The organism is Streptomyces sp. NBC_01190 (genome assembly GCF_045039895.1).
In the GTDB taxonomy this organism is placed as follows: domain Bacteria; phylum Actinomycetota; class Actinomycetes; order Streptomycetales; family Streptomycetaceae; genus Actinacidiphila.
Map to the genome: position 1 here is coordinate 5,966,903 of NZ_CP108580.1, position 18,568 is coordinate 5,985,470.

General features: G+C 71.8%; 13 protein-coding genes. 8 read left to right on the plus strand and 5 right to left on the minus strand.

The window, feature by feature from the left end:
- Nucleotides 1-34 precede the first annotated feature (34 nt).
- Together OG519_RS25175 and OG519_RS25180 are read right to left on the minus strand one after the other, a co-directional pair.
- Complete coding sequence (locus OG519_RS25175; RefSeq protein ID WP_405588164.1) at nucleotides 35-241, minus strand: cold-shock protein; 207 nt, start codon at nucleotides 239-241, stop codon at nucleotides 35-37.
- Nucleotides 242-433: 192 nt separating this feature from the next.
- Nucleotides 434-2,785, minus strand: coding sequence for a M4 family metallopeptidase (locus OG519_RS25180; RefSeq protein ID WP_405592969.1), 2,352 nt, complete (start codon nucleotides 2,783-2,785; stop codon nucleotides 434-436).
- Nucleotides 2,786-3,549: 764 nt separating this feature from the next.
- Between OG519_RS25180 and OG519_RS25185 the strand changes: the two genes are divergently transcribed.
- Together OG519_RS25185 and OG519_RS25190 are read left to right on the plus strand one after the other, a co-directional pair.
- A complete protein-coding gene (locus tag OG519_RS25185; protein WP_405592971.1) occupies nucleotides 3,550-5,325 on the plus strand; it encodes an ABC transporter transmembrane domain-containing protein in 1,776 nt (591 codons plus the stop codon).
- Nucleotides 5,322-7,184, plus strand: coding sequence for an ABC transporter ATP-binding protein (locus OG519_RS25190; protein WP_405588167.1), 1,863 nt, complete (start codon nucleotides 5,322-5,324; stop codon nucleotides 7,182-7,184). Before OG519_RS25185 ends, OG519_RS25190 begins: the two co-directional genes overlap by 4 nt.
- Before the next feature lie 107 nt (nucleotides 7,185-7,291).
- On the opposite strand, the gene OG519_RS25195 is transcribed toward OG519_RS25190, so the two are convergent.
- Nucleotides 7,292-8,593, minus strand: coding sequence for an MFS transporter (locus tag OG519_RS25195; protein WP_405592973.1), 1,302 nt, complete (start codon nucleotides 8,591-8,593; stop codon nucleotides 7,292-7,294).
- A gap of 93 nt (nucleotides 8,594-8,686) precedes the next feature.
- A complete protein-coding gene (gene glgX / locus OG519_RS25200) occupies nucleotides 8,687-11,164 on the minus strand; it encodes a glycogen debranching protein GlgX (RefSeq protein WP_405588169.1) in 2,478 nt (825 codons plus the stop codon).
- Nucleotides 11,165-11,361: 197 nt separating this feature from the next.
- Here glgX and OG519_RS25205 point away from each other — a divergent pair, with 197 nt between their 5' ends.
- From OG519_RS25205 to OG519_RS25225, 5 genes are all read left to right on the plus strand, one after another.
- The gene (locus tag OG519_RS25205) at nucleotides 11,362-12,336 is read left to right on the plus strand and encodes an Ig-like domain-containing protein (protein WP_405588171.1); all 975 of its coding nucleotides are present in this window, start codon (nucleotides 11,362-11,364) and stop codon (nucleotides 12,334-12,336) included.
- Between the two features lie 237 nt (nucleotides 12,337-12,573).
- On the plus strand, nucleotides 12,574-13,743 hold the full coding sequence (locus tag OG519_RS25210) for an Ig-like domain-containing protein (RefSeq protein ID WP_405592974.1): 1,170 nt from the start codon (nucleotides 12,574-12,576) through the stop codon (nucleotides 13,741-13,743).
- A 107-nt stretch (nucleotides 13,744-13,850) separates the two neighbouring features.
- Entirely contained in the window at nucleotides 13,851-14,618 is a 768-nt protein-coding gene (locus OG519_RS25215) for an enoyl-CoA hydratase/isomerase family protein (RefSeq protein ID WP_405588174.1), read from the plus strand.
- Nucleotides 14,619-14,774: 156 nt separating this feature from the next.
- Complete coding sequence (locus tag OG519_RS25220) at nucleotides 14,775-15,266, plus strand: ATP-binding protein (protein ID WP_405588177.1); 492 nt, start codon at nucleotides 14,775-14,777, stop codon at nucleotides 15,264-15,266.
- A gap of 540 nt (nucleotides 15,267-15,806) precedes the next feature.
- A complete protein-coding gene (locus OG519_RS25225) occupies nucleotides 15,807-16,376 on the plus strand; it encodes a hypothetical protein (RefSeq protein WP_405588179.1) in 570 nt (189 codons plus the stop codon).
- Between the two features lie 31 nt (nucleotides 16,377-16,407).
- Here OG519_RS25225 and OG519_RS25230 read toward each other — a convergent pair whose 3' ends face one another.
- A complete protein-coding gene (locus OG519_RS25230) occupies nucleotides 16,408-17,235 on the minus strand; it encodes a cholesterol oxidase substrate-binding domain-containing protein (RefSeq protein WP_405588182.1) in 828 nt (275 codons plus the stop codon).
- Nucleotides 17,236-17,532: 297 nt separating this feature from the next.
- Here OG519_RS25230 and OG519_RS25235 point away from each other — a divergent pair, with 297 nt between their 5' ends.
- On the plus strand, nucleotides 17,533-18,456 hold the full coding sequence (locus tag OG519_RS25235; protein ID WP_405592976.1) for an NADP-dependent oxidoreductase: 924 nt from the start codon (nucleotides 17,533-17,535) through the stop codon (nucleotides 18,454-18,456).
- Nucleotides 18,457-18,568 lie beyond the last annotated feature (112 nt).

Consider the following 18,568-nt stretch of genomic DNA (forward strand, 5'->3'; position numbering starts at 1 on the left):
GACCGGTGCGGGCCTGCCGCCTTTCCGTGGTGGCTCAGCCCATCTGGCGGATGTTCTCCGCCTGCGGGCCCTTCTGGCCCTGGGTGATCTCGAACTCGACCTTCTGACCTTCGAGCAGCTCGCGGTAACCCTGCGACAGGATGTTGGAGTAGTGCGCGAAGACGTCGGAGCCGCCGCCGTCCTGCTCGATGAAGCCGAAGCCCTTTTCCGAGTTGAACCACTTCACGGTTCCGGTTGCCATATCCATCTCCTACTGGTGGGGCAGGTGTGTCCAGATCCGCACTGTACGGATCTGAAACGGCAGAAATGTTCATCCCACACCGTAGTAAAAAGGTAAAAAACCGAAGACCCGGGCCGGCGGTGGGGGCGCCGGCCCGGGTCGTTTCCGCCGATCAGGTGAGCACAGTGACCAGCGGGGCGATCAGTGAGCGGGTCAGCTGACGTTGACCGCGGTGTCGTCCACCAGGAAGGAGGTCTGGAGGCTGGAGTCCTCGGTGCCGGTGAACTTCAGGGTGACCGTGGTGCCCTTGTAGGGGGTGAGGTCGATCGAGTGCTGGACGTAGCCGCTGCTCTTGTTGATGTTGGAGTAGCTGGCCAGGGTGGTGCTGCCGGCCTGGACGGTCAGCTTGTCGTAGGCGGTGGTGGTGCTGGTCTCCGCCGTGGTGATCGACAGGTAGTAGGTGAAGGTGGCGCTGGTGCAGGTGGAGGGGATGGTCACCGACTGGGACAGGGTGTCGGTGTGGGTGGTCCCGTAACCGTCGAGCCAGGCCTTGTAGGAGCCGCTGTGGGCCGGGGCGCCGGTGCTGTTGTCGATGACGCCGGAGGACTGGGTCCAGGAGGTGGCGCCGCTCTCGAAGCCCGGGTTGGCCAGCAGCTGCCCCGCGGTGCAGCCACCGCCACCGCCGCTGGTGCTGACGGTCCAGGTGAAGGAGGCCGAGCCGCTGGCGTTGGTCGAGTCCTTGGCCGTCACGGTCACGCTGTAGGTGCCGGCCGTCGTCGGGGTGCCGGAGATCAGACCGGAGGAGGCGCTGATCGACAGACCGGTCGGCAGGCCGGTGGCGGAGTACGTCAGGGAGCCGCCGTTGGTGCTGCTCGCCTGGATCTGGAGGCTGGCCGCCGTGTTCACCACGGAGGACTTGGCGCCCGGGTTGGTGACGGTGACGCCGGTCGGGGTGCTGACCCGGCTGCCGACCGCGATCGCGGCCCAGGTGTTGGCGACCGTGTTGTAGGTGGCGCTGCCCGCGCCCCACAGGTCCGCCGCCGCCTGGAGCGACTGGGTACGCGCCGACGCGTAGTTGGTGGTGGAGGTGAAGCGCTCGGTGAGCGACTTGTACCAGAGCTTGAGCGCGTTGTCCCGGCCGATGCCCGGCACCGACAGGTTGTCAGCGGTCGGGCTGTTGTAGCTCACACCGTTGATGGTCTTGGCGCCGCTGCCCTCGGAGAGCAGGTAGAAGAAGTGGTTGGCCGGACCGGAGGAGTAGTGCACGTCGAGGCCGCCGAGGCTGGAGGACCAGTTGTCCTTCGACGCCCCGTCCTTGCTCGGCTTGTCCATGTAGCGCAGCGGCGATCCGTCGCCGTTGATGTTGATCTTCTCGCCGATGAGGTAGTCGCCGACGTCGGTCGGGTTGCTCGCGTAGAACTCGACGCCGGTGCCGAAGATGTCGGAGGTGGCCTCGTTGAGGCCGCCGGACTCACCGGAGTAGTTCAGGCCCGCGGAGTTGGCGGTGACGCCGTGGCTCATCTCGTGGCCGGCCACGTCGATGGCGGTCAGCGGGTGGGTGTTGCCGCTGCCGTCGCCGTAGGTCATGCAGAAGCAGCTGTCGTCCCAGAACGCGTTCACGTAGTTGTTGCCGTAGTGCGTGCTGGAGTACGCCGCGCGCCCGTCGTCGGCTATGCCGTTGCGGCCGAAGGTGTTCTTGTAGAAGTCCCAGGTCTCCTGGGCGCCGTAGGCCGCGTCCACACCGGCGGTCTGCGCGGTGGCCCCGTTGCCGTCGCCCCACACGTCGTCGGCGTCGGTGAAGAGGGTGCCCTTGCCGGAGGTCGCGTGGTTCAGGTTGTACGTGCTGTGCCCGCCGCGGGTGCCGTCCGTCAGGTTGTACGTGGAGCCGGACTTGGTCGTGGTGATGCTGACCTGGCCGCTGTACTCGCTGTTGCCCACGCTGGTCTCGATGCCCTGGTACTGGTACAGCTTGGCACCGGTGGTGGCGTCGGTGATCACGTGCAGCTGGTTCGGCGTGCCGTCGTCCTGGAAGCCGCCGACCACCGATTCCCAGGCGAGGGTCGGTACCCCGGTCGCCGCCCAGACCACCTTGCGCGGCGCGGTCGCCGAGGGGCTCGCGGCGCCCGCCGCCTTCGCGGCCGTCAGGGCGGCGGACTTGGCGGAATCGGCGCTCTTCACCGCGGTGGTGCCGGCCAGCGTGATCGCGGCGTCGGTCGCCTTGTCCACCGAGGTGGTGGCGCCGGTGGCGCTCTGGGCGACCACCAGGTCGCCGCCGAGCACCGGCAGGCCTTGGTAGGTCCGCTCGTAGCGGGTGTGGGTGGTGCCGTCCTGGTCCTTGGTGACGGACTTGACGACCAGCTTCTCGTTCGCGCCGAGGTGCAGCGACGAAGCGGTGGCGGCACTCTTCGACTGGGCCGTGGAGACCAGGGCCGTCTGCTGCGCGGGGGACAGGCTCGCCGGCAGTGCGCCGGCGCGGGGCGCGGCGTGGGTGTCGGCCTGGGCGGCCGGGGTGGCGGTCGCGGTCTGGGCCGAAGCCGTACCGGCGGGGAGACTCACGGCGACCATGGCAGCGCCTGCGATGAGGGCGCCTGCCACGGCTGCGGTGCGGGGGGATCTGCGCACTTAGGTGTCACTCCTTCTGCGGCGGCCGCGGTGGCGGCCGGGACAGTCCGGGCAGATGGGGATGGTGGGCTACGCGGGTAGAGCTGTGGTCTGGCTGTACTGCTGCTGTGTGGCGTTGTTGCTGTGGAACGGGGCACAGAGTGGCATCCTTTACCTGTCCATGTCATTGCCATGACCGGAGAATGGCTGAAATACGTTCGGTGAGCGGGATCGTAGGTTCGCATAGCGGGCATGTGTGATCGCTGTGTTGCGGCGAGGAAAAATTTCCGCCCCCACATATCGGGCGTTGCGCGACTATAGTGCCCCTGGGGCTGAGTTGATCATTGGCTTGCTGTCAACTCGACCCGTGAGACGGATGGCTGAATCGGGCCGACGGGCCGACGGGTGAGGCCCGCGGCGAAAATGAGGTGAGCGGTGTCAGTGGTGCCCCCTAGGGTCGAAAAGTGACGCCTGCCGCCGGAACCTCCCCCACACCTCCCGAGCCCCCCGAACGCCCTGGACTCCCTGGACTCCCCGAACTCTCTGAGCGCCCGGAGCACCTCGAACCCTCCGAGCGCCCCGAACTCCCCGAGCCGGCCGCGCCCGCTGAGTCCCGGGTCCCCCCGCCGCACTCGACGCCGCGCTCGCTGCTGCGACTGTGGCCGTACATCAGACCGGTGCGGGCGAGGCTGGCCGTGTCCGCGGTGGTGGCGGTCGCGGCCTCGTGCATGTCGCTGCTGATCCCGCTGGTGCTCAAGTGGATGGTGGACGGCCCGGTGCAGCGCCACGACCCCGGCGGGGTCTGGCTCGGCGGCGGACTGGTGCTGCTGCTCGGGCTGCTGGAGGCGGGGCTCTTCGGGGTGCGGCGCTGGATGGTGGCCAGACCGCTGGCGGGGGTCGAGGCGGGGATGCGGGCCGGCCTCTACCGGCATCTGCAACGGCTGCCGGTCGACTTCCACGACCGCTGGGCCTCCGGGCAGTTGCTCTCCCGGGCCACCATGGACCTCCAGTTCCTGCGGATGTTCATGGCCTTCCCGCTGGTGTTCCTGGTGGTCAACGCGGCGACCATCGTGATCGGCTTCGCCATCCTCTTCGCCCAGTCCTGGCTGCTCGGCCTGGTGCTGCTCGCCCCCGCCGTGCCGATGATGATCCTCTGTTCGTTCTTCGAGACCCGGTACGCCTTCGCCGCGCGCGCCGCCCAGGACCAGGCGGGCGATCTGGCCACCGTGGTCGAGGAGTCGGTGCTCGGCATCCGGATCGTCAAGGCGTTCGGCCGGCACCGCAGCCAGGCCCGCGCCTTCCGCGGCAAGTCCCGTGAGCTGTGGCACACCGAGATGCGCAAGGCGCGACTGCTTTCGGACATCTGGGCGGTGATCATGACGCTGCCCGAGCTGGCGATCGGCGGCGCCCTGGTGCTCGGCGTGCTCCAGGTCTCCGACGACAAGCTCTCGGCCGGCACCCTGGTCGCCTTCCTCTCCACCGCGCTCGCGCTGCGCTGGCCGGTCGAGTCCATCGGCTTCCTGCTGGCGATGAGCAACGAGGCGGCCACCGCCGCCGACCGGTACTTCGAGGCGATGGACATCCCCGAGGTGGATCCGTCGGGCAGCGAGACACCGCCGCGGGCCGACGGCCTGCGGCTGGCGGACGTCCGCTTCCGCTACCCCGACGCGGCGGACGGCTCCCCGGAGCTGCTGGCCGGTATCGATCTGCACATCCGCCCCGGCGAGACGATGGCGCTGGTCGGCGCGACCGGCAGCGGCAAGAGCACACTCACCGCGCTGCTGCCGCGACTGCATCAGGCCACCGGCGGCCGGATCACCCTGGACGGGGTGGACATCGCCGGACTGCCGCTCGCCCGGCTGCGCGAACTGGTCGCCGTCGCCTTCGAGGAGCCCACCCTCTTCTCCGCGACGGTCCGGGAGAACGTGGAGATGGGAGCGGGACCCGACGGAGCCACCGAGGAGGACGTGCGGCGGGCGCTGGCCGTCGCCCAGTGCGACTTCGTGCACAAGCTGCCCAAGGGGCTCGACACCCAGGTGGGGGAGCAGGGCCTGAGCCTTTCCGGCGGCCAGCGGCAGCGGCTGGCGCTGGCCCGGGCGGTCGTCGGCCGGCCGCGGTTCCTCGTCCTCGACGATCCGCTCTCCGCGCTCGACGTGCACACCGAGGCGCTGGTCGAGGCGGCGCTGCGCGAGGTGCTGCGGGACACCACCGGGCTGGTCGTCGCCCACCGGCCCTCGACCGTCCTGCTCGCCGACCGGGTCGCCCTGCTGACCGGTGGCCGGATCGCGGCGGTCGGCACCCACCAGGAGCTGCTGCGGGACAGCGCGGAGTACCGCCACCTGATGTCGGGCGACGACGAGCCCGCCGGCCTCCCCGAGCCCGGCGCCCCCGATAACCCCGGTGCACCCGGTACATCCGGTACATCCGGTGCACCCGGCACAGACGACGAACCGCACGAACGCGACATGCCGGCGCCCGCGCTGGAGAGGAGCGACGCCCGATGACGTCCGTGGCCGCACCGAGCACCGCAGAACCGGACGAGCGGCAGGACCCGGCCGGCCTGCCCGCCGTGGTCGACCCCTTCGCCCAGGACGTCCTGCCCGCGCCGAAGAACGCCCAGCGCGTCCTGCTGCGCTCACTGCTCCACGCGCACACCCGGCGGGTCTGGCTCGCCGCGGTGCTGCTGCTGGTGCAGCAGGCCGCTGTGCAGGCCGGCCCGCTCCTGGTCGCCTACGCCATCGACAACGCCATCCCGCAGGTCCGCGACGGACGGCACGGCGGGCTGATCGCGGTCGCGGCCGGCTATCTCGGCTGCGGCCTCCTGTCCGGGGTGCTGCAACGCTGGTTCATCCGGGTGGCCGCGGTCATCAGCCAGGATGTGCTGATCGACCTGCGCGGCCGGATCTTCCGGCACGCCCAGTCGCTCAGCCTCGACTTCCATGAGCGCTACACCTCGGGCCGGCTGATCGCCCGCGCCACCTCCGACGTGGAGTCGATCAGGGAACTGCTCACCGACGGCCTGGAAGAGCTGATCGGCGTGGTCCTCTCCGCCGTCTACATCACCGTGCTGCTGCTCGTCCTCGACTGGAAGCTGGGACTGGCCGTGCTGGCCTCGTACGTCCCGCTGTACATCGCCATCCGGGCCTACCAGAACCGCTCGATGACGGCCTATCGCAAGCGCTCCACCGCCATCGCCGCGGTCATCGTGAAGTTCACCGAGACGATGAACGGCATCCGGCCGGTCCAGGCGTTCCGCCGGGAGCGCCCCAATGACGAGGCCTTCGACGTGCTCAACCGCCGCCATGAGCGGGCCAACGGCGACGCGATCCTGGAGATGGCCCGGTATGTCGTCTGGTCCCGGCTGATGGCCAACATCACCATCGCCGGCATCGTGCTGTGGGGCGGCTACCGGGTGGCGGGCGGCGGTATGGCCCTCGGCATACTGGCCGCCTTCGTGCTGTATCTGCGCCGGCTCTACGACCCGATCGACCGGCTCGGGATGTTCCTCAACTCCTACCAGTCGGCCGCCGCCTCGCTGGAGAAGCTCGCCGGGCTGCTCGCCCAGGCGCCGACCGTGCCGGAGCCCGAGCGGCCGGTGCCGCTGCCGGAGCGGCAGGACGACCAGCCGGGACGCGAGGTGGTCTTCGACGCGGTGCGCTTCGCCTACCGGACCGGTGGCGAGGTGCTGCCCGCCTTCGACCTGCGGCTCCCGGCCGGCCAGACGGTGGCGGTGGTCGGCGCGACCGGCGCCGGCAAGTCGACCCTGGCCAAGCTGCTGGCCAGGTTCTACGACCCCACCGAAGGGCGGGTGCTGCTCGACGGGGTGGAGTTGCGCGATCTGGCCCTGGCCGATCTGCGGCGGGGCGTGGTGATGGTCACGCAGGAGGCGTTCCTGTTCTCCGGCACGGTCGCCGACAACATCACCATCGGCAAGCCGGACGCGCCCCGCGAGGAGGTGGAAGCCGCGGCCCGGGCGATCGGCGCCCATGAGTTCATCAGCGCGCTGCCCGACGGGTACGACACCGACGTGCGCAAACGCGGCGGCCGGATCTCCGCGGGGCAGCGCCAACTGGTCGCCTTCGCCCGGGCGCTGCTCGCCGACCCGGCCGTCCTCATCCTGGACGAGGCCACGTCCTCCCTCGATGTGCCCGGGGAGCGGGCGGTGCAGAACGCGATGCGCACCGTGCTGCGCGGGCGGACCGCGGTGATCATCGCCCACCGGCTGTCCACCGTGGAGATCGCCGACCGGGTGCTGGTCATGCGGGACGGCCACATCGTGGAGGACGGCACCCCCGACCAGTTGATCTCGGCCGAAGGACACTTCGCCGGGCTGCACCAGGCATGGCGGGAGAGCCTGGTCTGAGCGCGGCCCGAGTCTGCCCCGAGCATGGCCCAGGCGCGGCCCGAGCACAGCCTGGGCGCGGCCCGGACCGCCGGCCCGCGCCGCCGGTCCGGGCTCCCTGAACGGTCCTAGGCCGGAACGCGGCGCAGATCGCGGACCGCGGGGATCGCGAGCAGCGCCACCGCCACCGCGACGGTCACAGCCCCGCCCGCGCGCAGCACATGGTCCGCGCCGAAGGCCGCGGCGGCGGGACCGGCCAGCGCCTGGCCGACCGGGACCATCGCCACCGAACCGGCCACCTCGTAGGCGTGGATGCGGTTGAGGATGGTGCCGGGCACCTGGGTCTGCACGCTGGTCGCCCAGTTGACGCCCCAGTAGGCGGTGCCCAGGCCGGCCACGAACACACAGCCGCACATCGCGGCCACCGGCAGGTCGAGGCCGACCGAGACCGGCATCAGCGCGGTGGCGAAGAGCGCCAGCGACCCGGCCCGCAGCGGCCGGGCGGCCCGGATCCGCAGGGCGCAGAGCGCGCCCACCGCCGTCCCGGCGCCGAGCGCGGAGTTCACCAGACCATACGCGCCCGCGCCGTGCTCGGGGATGATCTGACCGGCGGCCAGCGGGGTGTAGGGGCCGACCACGAAGACCATGAACACCATCCACACCACGATCACCGACCACATCCAGGTGCGTGAGCTGAACTCCCGCCACCCTTCGGCGAGATCGGCCCGGAAGGAGCCCGCGGCGGTGATCTTCGGCGGCGGCCGGTCGAAGCGGAGCAGGATGAGGCATACCGCGCTGGTCAGATACGTGCCGGCGTGCACGGCGAACACCGCGCCCGGGGAGACGAATCCGACCAGCACACCGGCGAACGCCGGTCCGGCCAGGCTCGCCACCGACTCCGCCGTCCTGGTCACCGCGTTGGCGCCCTGCACATCGGTGGCGACCCGGACGATGGTGCTGGCCACGCCCGGCTGGAACATCGCCGCCGCCGTCCCGTTCACCATCGCGATCACCACGATCTCCCACAGCCGCACCCGGTGGCTGACGAAGAGGGCCGCCGCGGTCGACTGTGAGCCGACCCGGACCAGGTCGGCGCCGATCATCTGGGCGCGGACGTTGAAGCGGTCGGCGAACACCCCGCCGAAGATGACCAGTCCGGCGAAGCACGCGGTGGACGCGGCCATCACCAGCCCGATGTCACCGGCCGAGTAGCCGTACGACAGCAGGCCGGCGGAGAGCGCCACCGGCAGCATGGTGTCGCCGAGCATGGCCACCGAGCGGGCGGTGAAGTAGGCGCGGAAGTTGGCGGACCACAACCGGTCCGGGCCGAGGCCGGCGGCGAGGCCCGGTACGACGGCGCCGCCCACCGGCGTGACCTCGGCGGCGGGGTCGGCCCGTGCGGCGGAACGAGGCGCTGAAGAGCTCACCAGCACAGAATGGACTGGACCACTCCACCGAGTCCAGCGGAGGGGCGGGCCGCCCGCCGGCCGCCCGTCCCACCGCGCTGATCTGCGATGCGGCCGTCAGATCCGGATCGCCCGGTAGAGCCGCAGCGAACGCCCGATGAGCTGGACCGACGCCCCCGCGGCGGTGACCGCCGGGTCGGCCGGCCCGGCGGCCTCACCGCCGACCGGCCCGTCAGCGGCGCTGTCCGATCCGGTCCGGATCGGCTCCCGGCCGGCCGCCGCGTCACCCCCCGGGCCCGCCTCCGACTCCCCGCCGGTTCCCGCCCCGCTCCCCGCCGCCGGCGGCTGCCCGCCGTCCTCCCGGGCCGTGTCGAGCAGCAGTTCGTACGCCCTCGCCCAGGGCGCCCCCGGCAGGACGAAGTCCACCGGGTCGTGGTGGGCGTGCACGATCAGCAGGAAGCTGTCGTCCACCACCGGCTCACCCCGGGCGTCCCGCTGCGGTATGTCCCGCCCGGACAGGTACATGCCGAGCGTCGAGGAGGGCGCGTACCAGTCGTGCTCGCCCATCTCCCGCCCGGTGGACAGAAACCACGCCACATCGCGCAGCCCTTCCGGGGTGATCGCGAGACCGGAGAAGAACCCGCCCCGGCGCAGCACCGGATGGGCGCGGCGCAGCGCGATCAGCCGGGCCGCTATGTCCCGCACCGACCGCCAGCCGGGATCCTCCAGCAGCGACCAGTCGATCCAGCTCATCGGGGAGTCCTGGCAGTACGCGTTGTTGTTGCCGCCCTGGGTCCGGCCCATCTCGTCGCCCGCCACCAGCATCGGCACACCGGTGGCCAGCAGCAGCGTGGCCAGCAGATTGCGGATCTGCCGGCGGCGCAGCGCGAGCACCCGCGGATCGGCCGACGGGCCTTCCGCACCGCAGTTCCAGGACCGGTTGTCGTCGGTGCCGTCCCGCCCGTCCTCACCGTTGGCCTCGTTGTGCTTGGCGTTGTACGAGACCAGGTCGCGCAGCGTGAAACCGTCGTGCGCGGTGACGAAGTTGACCGACGCGTACGGCCGCCGCCCGCCCCAGTCGTACAGGTCGCTCGAACCGGAGAGCCGGTAGCCGATGTCGCGCACATCGCCGGTGGCGCCCCGCCAGAAGTCCCGCACGGTGTCGCGGAACTTGTCGTTCCACTCGGTCCACAACGGCGGGAAGGCGCCCACCTGGTAACCGCCGGAGCCGACGTCCCAGGGCTCGGCGATCAGTTTGACCCGGCGCAGCACCGGGTCCTGGGCGATCACCGCCAGAAACGGCGACAGCATGTCCACGTCGTGCATCGAGCGGGCGAGCGCCGCCGCCAGGTCGAAGCGGAAGCCGTCCACGCCCATCTCGGTCACCCAGTAGCGCAGCGAGTCGGTGATCAGCCGCAGCACATGGGGCTGGACGACGTTGAGCGTGTTGCCGCAGCCGGTGTAGTCGGTGTAGCCGCGCGGATCCTCGCCGAGCCGGTAGTAGCCGCGGTTGTCGATGCCGCGCAGCGAGAGGGTGGGCCCGCCCTGGCCGCCCTCGGCGGTGTGGTTGTAGACCACGTCGAGGATCACCTCGATACCGGCCGCGTGCAGCGCCCGCACCATCCGCTTGAACTCGCCGACCTGTCCGCCGCGGGTGCCGCTGGCGCTGTAGGCGGCGTGCGGCGCGAAGTAGCCGATCGAGTTGTAGCCCCAATAGTTGCGCAGCCCCCGGCGTTCGAGGTGCTCCTCGTGCGCGAACTGGTGCACCGGCAGCAGTTCGACCGCCGTCACCCCGAGCCGGGTCAGGTGCTCGATCGCGGCGGGATGGGCCAGACCGGCGTAGGTACCGCGCAGTTCCGGCGGCACACCGGGATGGGTCCGGGTGAAGCCGCGGACGTGCAGTTCGTAGATGACCGTGTCCGACCAGGGCGTCTTGGGCCGCCGGTCGTCCACCCAGTCGTCATCGTCGTCCACCACCACGCCCTTGGGCACATACGGCGCCGAGTCGCGGTTGTCGCGCACGGTGTCGGCGACCTCCGGCTCCGGCCAGTCGCGGACATGCCCGTACATCTCCGGGGTGAGGGCGAAATCGCCGTCCACCGCCCGCGCGTACGGATCGAGCAGCAGCTTCGCCGGATTCCAGCGGGCGCCGGTCCACGGGTCCCAGCGGCCGCCGACCCGGTAGCCGTACCGCTGGCCCGGCAGCACGCCGGGGACGAAGCCGTGCCACACCTCATGGGTCAGCTCGGCCAGCGGCGCCCGGGTCTCGGTGCCGTCGGCGTCGAAGAGGCACAGCTCGACGGATTCGGCGCCGCGGGCCCACAGCGCGAAGTTGGTGCCGGGGCGGCCGTCCGGGCCGGTATGGAAGCGGGCGCCGAGCGGCTGCGGGGTGCCGGGCCAGACGGTCGGCGCCACGGCCGGGGGATCCCCGGCCCGCGCCGCGCCGCCGCCCTGCCCCCGCTCCGGCTCGCCGCCGCGCGGGGCCCCGAGCCGGGGGCGCGCGGGCAGCGTCGGAGCGGGCCGCGGGACGGCCCCGGCGGCTCCGGCGATCTCGTCCGCCGGACCCGCCGGGCTGAATGCGCGTGTCTCGGACACGTGTTTCCTCCCACGGCTCGGACCCGGCCGTCGCCCGCGTGAACGTCCCATGTCCCGCGGTCGGCCGTGCCCCTTCGACCATCTTTCCCAACTGGAGGTTGAGTGTCACACGAGAACCGTCGGAGCTGCGCGTTTCCCGGCGGTCGCCGCCTCGTTGACGGTGCGTGACGACAGCAGTGGGACGTGGGAGGTCGGTTGTGGGACAACGGGCGGTCGGGAGCGCGCCGCGGCGGCTCGCGCGGTCGGTGGGGATGGCGGCCGCGGCCGCGCTGCTCGCCGGCTGCGGGGCCGGCTTCGGCGGCCACGACGCCAAGGACGACACCGCGTCGCCGCGGCCGGTTCCGAAGGCCACCTTCGTCGGGTACTTCTCGCCGGAGGCGGGATCGACCGTCGGCACCGGCATGATCGTCTCGCTGCGGTTCAACCGGACCATCACCGACCGGGCCGCCGTGGAGCGGGGGGTGACGGTCACCGCCGAGCCGCCGGTGCCGGTGGCCGGCCACTGGTTCGGCGACCGGCGGCTCGACCTGCGGCCGGCCGCGTACTGGCGGTCCGGCACCCGGGTCACCCTGCACCTGCGGCTGCGCGGTGTCCGCGGCGCGGCCAACACCTTCGGCCGGCAGTCCAAGGATGTCACCTTCACCATCGGCCGCTCGCAGGTCAGCACCGCCGACGCGGCCACCCACACCATGCGGGTGCTGCGGGAAGGTCGGCTCTTCCGGGTGCTCCCCATCACCTCGGGCAGCCCGCGGCACACCACGTACAACGGGATCATGGTGATCGCCGAGAAGTTCGTCAGCACCCGGATGAACGGCCGCACCGTCGGCTTCGGCGGCGAGTACGACATCCCCGACGTGCCGCACGCCATGCGGCTGACCACCTCGGGCACCTTCGTGCACGGCAACTACTGGTCGCCGGGCGAGGTCTTCGGCACCGACAACGTCAGCCACGGCTGCATCGGGCTGCGGGACACCAAGCCCGGCCTTCCGCTGCCCGGAGTGGCCGGGCGGCTCCCCGAGCGGACCCCCGCGGCCTGGTTCTTCGACCACTCGCTGATCGGTGACCCGATCCGGGTGGTCAACTCCCATGACCGCACGGTCGCCCCCGACAACGGGATGAGCGGCTGGAACCTCGGCTGGCCGGCCTGGCGGGCCGGCTCGGCGCTGCGCTGAACCCCGCTGACCTGGCGGCCCCGCCGGCCCCGCCGGCCGAGCGCGAGGTCACCCGCGAGCAACTGGGACGGAACGGTGACATTCCGCGGGCCATGACGGTGTGGTGCGTGTGGTTTTCTTTCGGTCACAGGGGGAGTTCAGGCTGTTACGCGGGTCAGGGGAGTGGAGAACGTGAAGCCGATAGGTGTGGCGCCGGGTACCAGGAAGAGCCTGGCGGCACTGGCACTCGGTGCGGTGATGCTGCTGGCGACCGCCTGCGGTCCGGACGGCGGCGACAAGGCGGGGCCGGGAAGCGACGACGGGAAGCCGTCCGCCGGGGCCACCAGCAGCGCCGACACCTCCGTGTCGACCGCTGTCGTGTCGATCCTGCCGAGGGACGGCGCCACCGACGTGGCCACCACCGGGGCGCTGAAGGTCGCCGCGTCGGGCGGCAAGCTGTCCTCGGTCGTGGTCAAGGACGACAAGGGGGTCGCGGTGCCCGGCGCTGTTTCCGCGGACGGCCTCGGCTGGACGCCGGCCGACCACCTGGACACCTCCACCGCGTACACGGTGGACGCGGTGGCCAAGGACGCCAAGGGCCGGGAGTCCGACAAGCACGCGTCGTTCACCACGACCGTGCCCAAGGACACCTTCGTCGGCTTCTTCACCCCGGAGGACGGCTCCACCGTCGGGGTCGGCATGGAGGTCTACCTCCACTTCAACCGGCCGATCACCGACAAGAAGGCGGTCGAGGGCGGTCTGAAGGTCACCGCCTCGCCGGCGGTGGCGGTCGCCGCGAAGTGGAACGGCGACCAGGACGTCTACATCCGCCCGCAGGACTACTGGGCGGCCGGCACCAAGGTCACCCTCAGCCTCAACCTCAACGGTGTCGAGGGCGCCCCCGGTGTCTACGGAAAGCAGCACAAGGACGTGCACTTCACCGTCGGCCGCCGCCAGGTCAGCATCGTGGACGCGGCCAAGCACTCGATGACCGTCTACAAGGACAACAAGGTGCTCAGGACCATCCCGATCTCCTCGGGGGCGCCGGAACACACCACGTACAACGGCAAGATGGTGATCTCGGAGAAGTACATCAAGACCCGGATGAACGGTGACACGGTCGGCTTCGGCGGGGAGTACGACATCCCGGACGTGCCGCACGCCATGCGGCTCACCAACACCGGCACCTTCATCCACGGCAACTACTGGGCCGCGCCCTCGGTCTTCGGCAACAGCAACACCAGCCACGGCTGCGTCGGGCTGCACGACGTGCGCGGCGCGGGCGACGCGGACACCCCGGCGGCCTGGTTCTACAACCATTCGCTGCTCGGCGACGTCGTCCAGGTGGTCAACTCCCACGACCGGACCGTCCAGTGGTACAACGGCCTCAACGGCTGGAACCTGAGCTGGAGCGAGTGGAACGCCTGAGACACCGCCGCCGGTGAGCCACGGTGATGTGATGACGTACGGCCCGCCCGGGTGCCCCGGGCGGGCCGTCGTCGCTCCGGCGGCCCGCCCGTCGTACGCTCGCGTGCATGACGGTGACCCTTGAAGTCGACAACGCGGTGGGCACCATCCGGCTCGACCGGCCCCCGCTCAACGCCCTGGACACGGCCACCCAGGACCGGCTCAAGGAGCTGGCCGAGGAGGCCGCCGGGCGCCCTGACGTACGGGCCGTGGTGGTGTGGGGCGGCGAGCGGGTGTTCGCGGCGGGCGCGGACATCAAAGAGATGCGGGCGATGACGTACGAGGACATGGTGGACCGCTCGCGCGGCCTCCAGGACGCCTTCACCGCGGTGGCCCGCATCCCCAAACCGGTGGTCGCCGCCGTCAACGGCTACGCGCTGGGCGGTGGCTGCGAGCTGGCGCTGTGCGCCGACATCCGGATCGCCGCGGACGACGCCAAGCTGGGCCAGCCGGAGATCCTGCTCGGCCTGATCCCCGGCGCCGGCGGCACCCAGCGGCTGTCCCGGCTGGTCGGCCCGGCCCGGGCCAAGGACCTGATCTTCACCGGCCGGATGGTGCCGGCCGCCGAGGCCCTGCTGATCGGCCTGGTCGACCAGGTGGCCCCGCCCGGGGAGGTCTACGCGCAGGCGCGCGCCTGGGCCGAGAAGCTGGCCCGCGGCCCGGCGTACGCGCTGCGGGCGGCCAAGGAGGCGGTGGACATCGGCCTCGAGTCGGACCTGGACACCGGCCTGGCTCTCGAACGGACCCTGTTCGCGGGGCTGTTCGCCACCGCGGACCGGGAGACCGGCATGCGCAGCTTCCTCGACGACGGGCCGGGCAAGGCCGAGTTCCGCTGAGCCCGGGGGCCGGCGGAGGGTCGGCAGGGGGAAGGCGACGGGGCGGCGGCGGAGGGGGCTGGGGAGCGCCAGGGGGGCGGGAGGAACGGATGTTTCCCCACCACCAATTCCCCGGGTTGTCCCACGGATCCCCTCCGCCTCGGCCATCATGAGGGCATGGCCGGATGGGGTGGGGCTGAGCAACCGCGACGCGCTGACGACGCCGCGGAAAAGGTGCCGGTTCTGACCGACGACGTGGCCGCCAAGGCGCTCGATCTCCTCGGTGACCCCTCGGTCGCCGAGGTCACCCTCACCTCCCGTCCCGAATCGGCCTCCACCGCACGCCGGTTGTCGCTGTCGGTGGTCCGGCTGTGGGGTCTGCCGCACCTCGCGGACACGGTGGAGCTGCTCGTCTCCGAGCTGGTCGGCAACGCGGTGCGGCACACCGGCGCCCGCACCTTCGGGCTGCGGATGCAGCGGCGGCGCGGCTGGGTGAGGGTCGAGGTCCGGGACCCGTCGCGGGCGTTGCCGTGCCTGATGCCGGTACGGGAGATGGACGTCAGCGGGCGCGGGATCTTCCTGGTGGACAAGCTCGCCGACCGCTGGGGCGTCGACCTCCAGGCCCGCGGCAAGATCACCTGGTTCGAACTGCGCGTCGTCGACCGGTAGAAGCCGGCGACTCGGGGCCCGGGAGCCGGCGAGCCCGGGAACGTGCGGGCCCGAGAACCAGAGAAGAGGCCCTTCGCGTCCGGGGGTGACAGCGGAAGGGCCTCTTCTGGATCGCCGCGAAGCAGGGGGGGTGTGCCGCGGCGCCTTGGGACGGCCGAGCCCGGGTCTCGGTGGCCGTTGTGTCGACTGTCGCACGACGGTCGGACGGCGGCAAATCAACCTAGCGGGCATTTGCTAATAAAACGGACAAATATCAACCCAATGCAAGGGTGATCTGCGCCACCACCTTATAAACGATGGCCGCATGTCCTTATGGCCTTTTTATGGCCACGCAGGTCCCGTCGTCCGATAGCCTGTGTCGCGGTCCTCAAGATGGTCAAGGGGCCCGGTGTGACGACTCCCACTCCACCCTGAGGGCGCCATGGGGGTAGCCCCCACGTCGAATGGGGGATACACCGGATGGGAGGGACCGGCCCGTCGAGGAAGAGTCGGTCATGCAACGGGTGGCCACAAGGGCCGCCTTTCACCGAGGAGTTGACGATGACCGCCACGACCGTGACCGCGCCCGGAGAGTCAAGGGCCGCAGTCCTGGCGTTCATCCGCTTCGTCCTCTTCGGCGGCGGGGTCACCCTGCTCGGCAGCGGGGCGCTGTTGCTGGTCGGTGACCGGGTGCCGATCGCCATCGCCAACGCGGTGATCACCGTGGTCACCACCGTGCTCGCCACCGAGTTGCACGGCCGCTTCACCTTCCGCCGGGGCGGGGCCAGTTGGAGCGACCACTGGGCGAGCGGCCTCACCGTCCTGATGTCGTACCTCTTCACCACGGGCGCGCTGCTCGCCTTCGACGGGCTCTGGCCGCACTCGGGCGCACTGCTCCGGCAGGGCGTCTATCTGGCCGCGTCCGGCCTGGCCGGCTTCGGCCGCTTCCTGCTGCTGCGCCTGGTGGTCTTCGCCCGCGGCAACGCCGATGCGCAGGCCAACGGGAATTCCGGCGCCGTCAAGGCCGGCGCCCTCAACGCCGGCGCGCATGGCGCCGCCGCCGAGAGCGTCGGCGCCCTCAAGGCCGCGCAGCCCGAACTGGACCGCGAGTCCGTCATCGCCGTGGCGTAGGCGCCCTCCGGCGGGCCGCCGAGCGGGACCCTCAGCGCAGCAGTCCGTCGAGGAACGGGTTGCTGAGGACGCGGTGCGGGTCCAGCCGGTCCAGCGTGGCGACCGCCTCGTCCCAGCCCGGTCCGCCGTCGGCCCGCAGGCTGTCCGGGACGGCCGTGCCGAGCACATCGGGATCCGCCCACGCCGCGCTCTCGGTGTAGGCCCAGCCCGCCGCGGACTCGCCGACCGCCTGGACCGCGGTGCCGTGCGCGTCGATCGCGAGGGCGCCGCCCACCGAGAGGTCGCCGGGCGCGGGCGCGGAGGTCACGCCGTAGCCGCTGCCGCCGGCGAAGGCGAGCAGCGACTCCAGGGAGGCGCCGGCCTGCGCCCGGACCCTGGCCGTGCCGTCCGCCGCCTGCGACGCGAAGGACAGCGCGGTGAGGTGGACGGTGGTGTCCAGCAGGACCACCCGCGCGGCGGCGGGCGCCGCGTCGGCGACGGTGAGCGGCGCCCAGCCGTGCCGGTGGCCCTGGGCGCGGACCGTCCAGCCCTCGGCGCACGCCCAGTTGACGACGTCGAGTACGTCCTGCGGGGTACGCGGCGCGCAGGTCCACAGGGCGTCGGTTCGGATCTCGCCGGCCCAGTTCTGGTAGATCCCCTGGTAGAGGTCGGGCCCGTCGGGGAAGCCGGGCGGTGCGGGCGCACTCGCGTGGGCGCTGTCCGGACGGGCCGTGCCCAGCAGCAGCCAGGCGCCCGCGCCGAGGGATGCCGACGAGGCCGGCAGCCGCCGCCGGGACAGGCCGGCCCGCCGGGCCGGGGTCCGGTCGGTGTCGCTGTCCGCCGCCCGGTTCGTCCCCGGGCCCGAAGGACGGTCCGCCATCGCGTGCCTCCTCAGCCGGCCGGGCCGGTGCGCTCGGCCCGTGGAGTCCGCACGCTACACAGCCGGTGGCGGATTAGCTGGCGGACCGGGTGAAATCGCCGTACGGGTAAGGCAGTTGGCGGGGGCCGCGCCGACGTTCGGTGGCGCTCGCGGACCCTCCGCCGCCGGCCGCACCGCCCGGAAGCGGCCGGGCGCGCGCTGAAGGCGTCGGCTCCGGTGAGACATATCAGGATATTTAAGTGATATCACAGCTTATCGACCCTTTTAACTCTCCGTCGAGGATCGTGAGAAGCCATGATGAAGGCCATCGTCTTCAACGAGTACGGCCCCGCGGACGTCCTGCGCCTCCAGGACGTCGAGGACCCCGAGCCCGGCCTCGGGCAGGTGCGGATCGCCGTCCGCGCCGCCGGTGTCAACCCGCTCGACCACAAGATCCGCTCCGGCGCCATGCGCGAGTTCATGCCCGTCGACTTCCCCCATCTGCCGGGCACCGAGGCGTCCGGGGTGATCGACGCGGTCGGGGACGGCGTCACCGGCTTCGCCGTCGGCGACGAGGTGTTCGGCCGGACCAGCAGCGGCTCCTACGCCGAGCGGACGCTCGCCGAGGCGGACCGGATCACCCGGAAGCCGGACGCGCTGAGCTGGCCGGAGGCCGCCGCGCTGCCGGTGGCCACCGAGACCGCCTACCGCTCGCTGGAGGAGCTCGGGGTACGGGCCGGTGAGACGCTGATCATCCATGGCGCGGCCGGCGGCGTCGGCACGATCGCCGTCCAGATCGCCGTCGCCCGCGGGGTGCGGGTGATCGGCACCGCCAGCCCCGGGAACCACGCGCACCTGCGATCGCTCGGTGCGACCCCGGTGCGCTACGGCCCAGGGCTTGTCGACGCGGTGCGGGCCGTCGCCCCCGACGGGGTGGACGCGGCGCTCGACCTCTCCGGGCAGGGCGAGGCGCTCGAGGCGTCCATCGAGCTGACCGGCGGAACCGACCGGGTGCTGGAAATCGCCAACCGGGCGGTGTCCGAGCCCTTCGGCGTGCGCTTCTCGGCCGGCGGCGCGGGCGAGTACCGGGGTGGCCCCGCGGCCGCCGAGGCGATCGAGCTGATCGCGGCGGGCAAGCTGCACATCCTCATCCACCGTTGCTGCCCGCTGGCCGAGGCGGCGGACGCCCAGCGGGCCAGCGAGACCGGCCATCTCACCGGGAAGATCGTGCTCACCGTCTGACGGCTCGCGGTCGGCCGCGCGCTCCGGCCCGCCTCGCCGGGAAAAGGCCACCCTGCGACACGACACGAGCGCGGGTCCGGACCGAAAGGCCTGGACCCGCGCTCCCCCATGA